The organism is Anaplasma phagocytophilum (genome assembly GCF_023476575.1).
GTDB lineage: Bacteria > Pseudomonadota > Alphaproteobacteria > Rickettsiales > Anaplasmataceae > Anaplasma > Anaplasma phagocytophilum_A.
Map to the genome: position 1 here is coordinate 1 of NZ_JAHLEX010000048.1, position 9,007 is coordinate 9,007.

Annotated in this window: 3 protein-coding genes; all 3 read right to left on the reverse strand. The window is 39.5% G+C overall.

Going from position 1 to position 9,007, the window contains the following annotated elements:
* Positions 1–246: 246 nt before the first annotated feature.
* On the reverse strand, positions 247–2,796 hold the full coding sequence (locus tag KPX09_RS03140; protein WP_249548955.1) for a hypothetical protein: 2,550 nt from the start codon (positions 2,794–2,796) through the stop codon (positions 247–249).
* 1,185 nt (positions 2,797–3,981) lie between these two features.
* Positions 3,982–5,784 carry a hypothetical protein gene (locus tag KPX09_RS03145; RefSeq protein ID WP_249548956.1) on the reverse strand — a complete coding sequence of 601 codons (1,803 nt, stop codon included), beginning with the start codon at positions 5,782–5,784 and terminating at the stop codon, positions 3,982–3,984.
* A 272-nt stretch (positions 5,785–6,056) separates the two neighbouring features.
* The gene (locus KPX09_RS03150; protein WP_249548957.1) at positions 6,057–8,603 is read right to left on the reverse strand and encodes a hypothetical protein; all 2,547 of its coding nucleotides are present in this window, start codon (positions 8,601–8,603) and stop codon (positions 6,057–6,059) included.
* Between the last annotated feature and the right edge of the window lie 404 nt (positions 8,604–9,007).

The following is a 9,007-nucleotide window of genomic DNA, read 5'->3' on the forward strand; positions in this document are numbered from 1 at the left end:
CTTCTTGTTTTGCATTGCTGAGTTTTAAGCCATACTCCATACCATACGTCTCACTCTCCTAGAGCACCTGGAACAGCTTCTAGATAACACCATAATATATTTCTGCACATTTGTATGTGTTATCAAGAGTGCTCCCAGAGTGTGCTCTCTTGCTGTAAGTATACTCTCAACAATAAAACATTGCTCAGGACATCCTTTTACGGTTCGGTTAAAGCACGGTCCATATTGCAGAAATGCGTATGAGCTTCATGGATTTCCTATTACACGAGGCAATAAATCGATATTAAGTTCTTCTCTTTCCATGACCAAGGTTATATTAAAAAGTACGGTTCCTGGTGTATGATTTCGGATACGTATGTTTCGCACGGTAACATCTGGATTAATGCTCAAAGTTTGAAGCCCGGCAGCTTCGAGTAAGAAGGATTGTTGCTCCTCATGTACTGGTGGTTCGGTAGGCATCATGTACCCTGCAGCTTCATTAGGATGACTTGGGCTGCTTGTGGATATACCATGAAATAGTTGAAAGGAAGGGCGGCGTTGGCTAATAGGTGAGCGTGCGGGCACAGGTGGGACAGATGCAGATAGCTTATTATGCGCCGTAGACCTTCTATTAGGCATTTCTCCAGGCAATAATGATAATGATTTTGCATTCCAGATATTGGGTGTTGGATTCCTTTCCGGATCTAAGATATCAGAAGTTCTCATTGAACATATATAAGCTTTATTTAAACACTTAGAAGTGAGTGGCAGGGAAGAGCACTCGGCATTAACACTACTAAGTATTTTATCTATACTGTTAAGAGTAGATAGAATTTTCGTCCCAATTCCTTGGCGCAGTCCGGAGGGACAGTTTACAAAATCAACAATATCCACTAATGCCGCATCAGCAATTGAGATACAACGCTGTATGAGGTCATCAAAGCGTTTGGAAGCTTTGTGTTTAATTGCTTTGCATTCTGAGCGGTATAACTCCTTTGCGGCTTCCATATAAAAAAGTGTTTCAAGACTGTAAACTGCGGTATAGTGACCGTTGGCTTTTAGAGCTTCCGAAATTGCAGGAGAGCATTCTGTATCTCCGTAGGTGTATCCTACCAATGTGCTTAACATCATGCATGGGGTGTCGCATACGACATATTTGATGTGTCTAGCACGACCTTTTCGGAGATCTTTTTTTACATTGGTTCGGAACATGTTGATGGAGTGGTTGATAGCTGTGGTTACGGTGTACTTAACCAGCTCCTTATATTCTAGGCTATCTTGTGCGTCTACAACACCTGATAGTGCTGAAAAAATACTTGCCATTGTAGTAAATTTAGTACTAACCACACTCGCAGCATTAGCAATGTCTAACAAAACATAAGCTGTAAATGACAAGGCTCTTTGAAGTGCAGCAGCAGCAGTAGTAGTGTCAGCATTTGTATCGGCTTTTTGTTTGCGTTTGGGAACTTTTTCTTCCCCCAATACGCATATGCAGTTACATGTTGTTACTATACCTTCCTCGAGCTTTTTAATTACCGCTTCTCTGCAAGACTGCTTTTTCAACTCTGTACTCAGTAATTGCATAAGGTGAGTAAGTATAGAGAAAAGAGCATTCCTACACTTTATCCGATTCTTTGTATTCGAAGCTCCGCGTTTATGGATAGATTTAGTATTAACACAAGCGACAGAGTTGACAGTAGCTTCCAAAAGATCCAGCTGTAATAAGTCAGTATCCAGTGAGGGGTCCCTTATTTCTTGCTGTAAAGCCTCGAAGTTTAGAGATAAATTCTGTATTAACCCTTCAAGATCAGCGGGGCCATATCCGTGTAATGCTGAGCGCGATGCTCTGGCTATTATCATTCCTGGAGTTAGAGAAGCAGCGGAATTTGCTCCGTCTAAGTTAAGAGTTAAAGAAGAGGCATCACTAGCACTAGAAGCTCTTGCTCCTAGGGGTTCTAGGTGGTCGCCTTCTAGTGTATGTCCTGCTGCTTTCAGATCTTCAGGTAGTGTACTACCATCCCTTTTTCTGCAAATCTGAAAACATTGTGCAAAAGCGTTTCTGATCCTCCTCCAGTACCCACTATTACTATCGCTTTTTTGAGGAGTATCACGCTCCTCTGTGTATACCGGAGGTAAATTTTCTAAGTTGCAGCTAAAGTTGGAAACACTGGAAATGAGAGAACTAGGAACACACTCAGTACCACAAACAGATGCTCTACTTCTCTGTGTATATGTGAGGCTACTTTTGGAGTTATGAGGTATACGTGATGAACATCTTGTGCTACTACCTGCTATTTGGGTACTAGCAGTTGCCTTATAACTCCTGATGGATTGGGTTTTACCATGTCCTTCGGTGGTGATCTTGTCACTTTGAGAAGAGCCTGTCGAGCCAGGTCTGACAGAGTTCCTGTTGGCTCTGAAGCTTTTGGTATACTTTGTAACGCTAGGCACACCCAGATTCTTGAAATCTGCATCAGTAATTACAGGACCGTCTCTTGTGCTGTGAGCTTTAGGACTTTTCCGCCTTACAACAGGATTATCACTAGGTTGATCGATATGTGTAGTAGCATCAGGACCGCTAGGTTTTACATTTTCTACATTTCCCGCACTCGTATCAGCGGCATGTGCTTTAGGATTGTCTCCTGCGGTGTAAGTTGTGGTAGTGGATACAGAATTGATTTGTTGATTATCATCGACAGAGTCGGTATCTGTGCCAGAATTATCATGCGCTATAACTGCATAATTAGTTTCAGTATTTTCTCCTTCGTTTATAGCAGCATGTTGTTCAGTAGTAGTCTTAGGCTCATTGTTGTGCATATTTTCCTCAGCTCATCTTTTGATGAAGGGTAGAAGCTTCAAGCTTTACAGTGCGACATAAATAGCCAGTTTGGCATTCACGTAGTAGTTGAGAAGTGTAACTTCCCAACAGTCTGCACACATTATACGCTAAGGCATCTACCCACTTTATTTCTGCCAATTCTTCCCAACAGGAACTCTTCAATGAAAGTTGGAAAGCTGTTAAAAAAAAAGTTGTGTAAAAGAACTTGAAACCGTAAGCTGAATACTGGTCAACGTAACACAATATCCCCTATTCAACGCCATTTTCACACACTGCAACTCTACTATAAACTACTTACATATCTCTTAGCAAAGCTGTAGGATAAATCAAAAAACTTCCTTTTATCCTGCAAAGAATAACTTTTTTATTGTCAGTATTATAGTGCGTTAACTCAACTAAGAATGAAGCTGTGCCATGACAATCCACATGAATTATGATTCCCTAACAGGAGCATTGTTGTATAACTTTTTGTGTCTTTTTAAGAAAAAAACACAAAATCTGCACATATGAGGTGGTATTCACTATAAACAGGGGAGGTCGCTATATACTCTTTGCTTACAAGTTGTATACTGAACGTGCATTTTGATAAGATTAAAGTGTACTCTACGAAGGCCTAATTTATACAAAAATCAGAGAGTTAAAAAGCGTACAGACGATGTGCTTACAGCGTAAAAGCTGAGCTTTTCTTAGAAACCTTAATGAATGTGCGATGATTTATAAGAAATCTGGAAAGTATAGTTGTTATGCAACAGTGTGAGCATTCTATTTTCTTTCTATGCATTTCTCTTACGCGTAAAAAGGACGTCTATCATCCATACACAGGTGTTATAATCAGGGAGTAAGAGATAAGAGAAATATCTGCTGTGAGCATGCTGAATGTGCTACATATTTTCAAGAGCGATTGGCAAACTTTGGGGAGAAAAAAATGGCAAAGGTCACAAAAAAGGTTATGTCCAGATTCTTACATCAGCACATTAGGTAAAAGAGTGCTGTGATGATCTGCGTAGCATACGTCATCATCCTCATTGTAGTGCTATCGTAAGCAGACTTATGCGTGAGAGTTATAACACGGCATAAGGGAGGACCATAATGTAATTTAAAGCCCTTCCTTACTGCTGTAGGCTGCGCTAGAAACTGGACAGTTAGGTCCTTTGCCAGCGGATTTATTTATATGTACTCAAGTGTTTAATGCATCTTGAGGAAGAAGTGGATATTGCCGTACCTGGTAAAATTTCACTTTCAGTATCCTGTATACGTATAGCTATTTCTCCTGACGTACTTGTCTCATTTTCCCGAAGACGCTCGTCTATGCAATACTTGCTTGATTGTGTGTCATGTGCACCAAGATCATCATCTATAGATTTTCTTGCAGAAAAATCTATACCTAAAGCGCTAGAAGTTGCATGATCAGTTAATGTTCCTCGTATTGAGACCCCAGCAGCACTATTTGAGCTGCCTTCAGAAGTGTGTTCTTGTACGTGTAGGGCATTAGATTGTGGACAAAAATTCTTTTTTCTTGAATTCTCAGCAGCCTTTAATGAAAGCATTACGGGGATTTTCTTTAATGTTTTTAGTGATAAGTGTGATGTACTAGGTTTATCACTTTTTTCTTTATATAAAGTACTTTTTTTCAGCGTTTTCGAATCACTAGCATGGCTGGATGAGGACATAACGCTTCTTGGAATTTTGTCATACGGTGCGTGCTTGCTTGATGCTTTTGCAAAGTAGAAAAAATTAAGATTTTCCAGTGCAGATGTTACTGTTTTTCTTAACTCGCTGTACTGGGAGTGTGGATAAGATCGTAGTATCCAACGAGAATAGCCGTTGTCTAGTAACTTGTCAGCGCTCTCTAGGTTATTCTGGATTCCTTCTGTAACTAGTCGTCGAGACTCTCTGCCGTACTTGCTAATTTTGCTGAAAATAAATGCGTTCCCTACTACAGTACGTAGCCTATTCATATAAACTGGGCAGGGATGGAAAGCGTCGTATATGCTGTCAAAATAATAGCTGTGCTCAAGATTTTTATCGTTCATAAGGGTTTTAACCAGGTTCCAACAGTGGAAGATATCAAGTTTAATCAGTGCCATGCTTGACGGTATTAAAGTATTCTTCAAAGCTCTCCCAGATAGCTTGTTTAAACTCTTGGTAAGTAGAGTATGCGCAGTGTTTAACAGGTCAATGTCATGGTGAAATGAGTGTTTAAAGGAAGGTAAGGGTTTACTGTTTAATATAGCAGAAGATACATTACCTATTCTTAAGGCTAAATGCTGTGCCAGCTGTGTTCTATGTTCATGAAGAGAGTCTTTATTAAGAATTCCAGCAATGCACGAAGCTACCTGCAGATCCCTCTCTATCTCAGCATGATCTGATACTTGTACAGTTTGTGAAAGTATCAGGGCTGCATTATTAAAGGAAAACATGTGTTTTGTGAGAGAGCTATCGTATGTGTGTACTACATCTTCTACCGGTGAAAGAGTTCTTTCAATTTGCTTGTGTATGAGGTGAATTGCATACGATATTAAAGTGATTCCATTATCGATGGAACTACGTATTTCACATTTGCCAGGAGGCAGGAGGCTGACATTTTCACACAGATGCACAAGAGCATTACAGCATTGAGTTAATACTACCTTGTAGTCAAATGATACAGCCATATTACGACTATAATAGAATAGATGTATTTTATTAAGAACATTTTCTAATTCATGTAATGCTTTTTCGTTACCACTCTCTCCATCATAAGATGATGCAGAGTTTGCTAGGAGTCTTGCGCTACTACTCAGCAGACGAAAAAGTGAAGACTTTGCTTGGACAGAAGAGTTATTTAACGACTTACTGTAACGCGCTATCCCTCGCTTTAGCTCACATTGATATGGTTCCTGGTTACTATGTGGAGAGAAGCTATATTGAACATCTTGAGATTCTTGATCGGTACCTGGTCCGGCACCGCGTACGTTATTATGCATAAGGGTTTCCTTTAAAATTTACTACGAGTAATAATGATAAGAGTACTAAGTAGAGTGGTATCTCAGCTGTATAAGCGTGATAGTTTAGAGAAGTAATACCAGGCACAATTTCTGTTTTATCCGAGACATTAGAGCAACATTGCAATAATCTAAACCTCATTGCTTTCCTCAATCATGGAAAAGTGGTGCATAGAAATGCAAAACGCAGATTCATACATCGCTATAGGCCTAAAATTCATATAGTATACAAGGTACATATTAACACAGATAGGTCAGGCAATATTCTTTGAAGCGATAGCTCTATTTGTGCTATCTTCATGAGTAACGTTATGCCCCATAATAGAAGTATCTGTTAACTGCCCTGTGACATGTTGAGGTATGTGTGAGATTACATCCCTTGCTTGTGGCGCAGCTTTATCTGTAGTTGCAGTTTTTTCTTCAGGAGTACTATTACTTTTATCCGATATATCGATATTTCCTTGTGAAATTTGAGTTTCTAGATCTTGTTTTGTGATGTCAATAACTGTCTCTCTTGAAGAAGACGATGAGGACTCGACATCTTCTCGTTCAAAAGAATCATCAAATACTACAAAAGGATCATTATCTATGTAAGAGGTGCGTCCCATAGTAAAAGCTGATATTCTGTCCCTTGCATTTTCGACAATTGCTCTGGCGCGTTCATTGTAATAAAAATCTTGTGTTTTTTCCGAGGATGAAGATGAGTGAATTCCACTTGATGCACAATCCTGTATAGCATATTGCACTGCATGAATAGTGTCTTCTTTGCTTTTCGAGGTTAATAGTTCGATTGCACTATCCAGCTCGACAAGTTTTTTCTGGAAAGTACTATAATGCTCTGAGGTACCTGCTTCAAGTAGGCTATCTGGAGTGTTTTTTTGCACTGCTACAACGTGATCACTAATAGAGTCTTGTGCCCGTGCTCGGGATTCTGGTTGCATAAACTGTGTGCCGCCGCGCAAAGCAAGACTAGAATTTTCCTTCTCATACATTTGCAGCACTTGCTTGTCGTGGGGATCTTTTTGTTCTTGATCATGCATGTGCCGGTATGTATTTTCTATGCTTATTTCTTTGGGGAGTTGACTAGTTTTAGCTAGAATACCGTGTTTACTAGTAAAAGGTTGGTGCTTAAACACATCTGTTGTCGCTACTGCTGTTTTTTTTCTGATGAGTGAGTTTCTTCTTAAGTGAAAGCGCACAGATTTTGAGCTACTGGACTTCTTGACATAATCGCTAAACATCCTCTGTAAGGCGGTAACCTTGAATGGTAAGCTATTCTTCTGCTCATCTTCAGGTTGTGTCCCCCCAGGAAATATTGGGACAGGGTGGGCAGCATAGCTGCTCAAGATGCCGTGTTTTGATTTTTCCAAGCATCGTTGTGCAGATATTGCGGCCTTATTCAGTAGGGTTAATATCTCTCCATGTTTATCATGATCAAGAACCCCGTTGCAGCGTCCCAAATGTTCACACACAACTTTTAACTGGGCAATTACAACGTGGGTTTGAGAGAATCCTTCTACATCATTATAGCACGAATTTATTGCCCAATTTAGGGATAGTCTAGTGTCACTCAATATGATCATAATTTTCCGCACGCTAAAATCGGCATTGTCGTGGAAATTAGAACACTTGTAGAAGATTTCTTCTATGAGCGACTTGCATTCAAACAGGTACGTTTGTACTAATTCAATATCGCTGACTTCGCATGCAGCCGGACCATCCAATGAAGCATAACGGTCTGCAGAGAGCATAAAGAGTTTAGAAGCCGTTATTGCTACTATGGAATTTGGTTGCCCAAGAGCTTGGCGAATAGAAGTATTAGCTTGATACGCTTGAAAGTTTGGAATAGCACCAGTCTCTATTGCTGCAGCTACGAGTTTTATGCCAAATTTTGCAATATATGCAACAATGAGCTTGTCATCGTCTGAAATGCCCCTTGTATTTACGAGGCGACTTAGAGAAGTAGCTGTGTTTATGCAGCTTAATAGGAATTCCTTTAGGTAATTCTGGCGCACGATGGTTGACTTAGCAACACTGTATGTCAACAGCCTCAATGTACTCTGCAAATTTGATAATGTGTTAAATATGTGTAGTTCTTCCAGCGGCTCTGGCAGTAATATGGCTGTGTTTTGAGTTGCATATACAATGTCTGATATATTACAGAGCGCTTTCGATATGGTAAAATGGTAATCCTCTGTCATAGTATCAGAAGAGGTGCTGTGAATCAGATGTAGCATAGCTGCGTGGCAATGCCTGACAATGGGTAATATCATTGTTTCTGTTTCTGTTTCTGTTTCTGTTTCTGGGGATTGGGCGCTATTGCTTAAGAGATCGTGTATTGCATCCAATTCATCATGACATTTTGTCCAGAGATTTTGTAGGCGTGCGGCTTGTGAGCTTTTAGACGTATCATCTGGAGCATCTTGCAGGTTTTGAGCAGTTTCAAGGAGCATGCTCTCACTGTTCTTATTTACATAGTTGCACAATCCCTGCACGTCTAAGATTTTTTCAGTAATAAGATTGCGATCTAGTGCTACAGGAGGTGAGGGAGCATAGATTAAGTTCCAATTTAAGGAATTACTTTCATCTAGATGTTGAGCAGGATGTCTTTCATCTAGCTGCTTTGGTTTGATACGTTCTTGAATCAATTTCCAACGTGATACGTTGCCTTCACCTAATTCTTGAGATGCCCCATTACGGGATAATCTATTAGGAAAGTACAAATAACGCCTTGGGTGCGATGCATTCTCTGGGCTTCGAGTGTTTTTTAATCCCAAAAAGTTCATAATCCACTTTTTCATGATATCTCCTAATAAATTAGGTAATAACATAAATTATGCTTATTTTTTAATATAATACTAGAAAAAATAATACAATCATGTTGATAGTATGAAATTTCGTGCGTGTTTTATAAGAGAGCATCAGAACTCAATGTATGTGGGAGCATGGTTTTTGTGATTTAAGAGTTGAATCTTGAGTATGGTAATAGTGTAAAAATACAAAAAATAACGCTTCTGAAAGTATGTTTTCTTTCAAACTTGGAATAACGGTCAAGGAGAGAAAATTCTTTAAGGGGTTTGCAATAATTGTGGATTATTTGATACATGAAATCCTTAAATAAAGTGGCTGCATTTGTTTATAGAGCCCAGTGTTATACAGTGTGTGTTAGCTTTTTACTTTAAGTCACGCATTAGAGCTGTTTGTT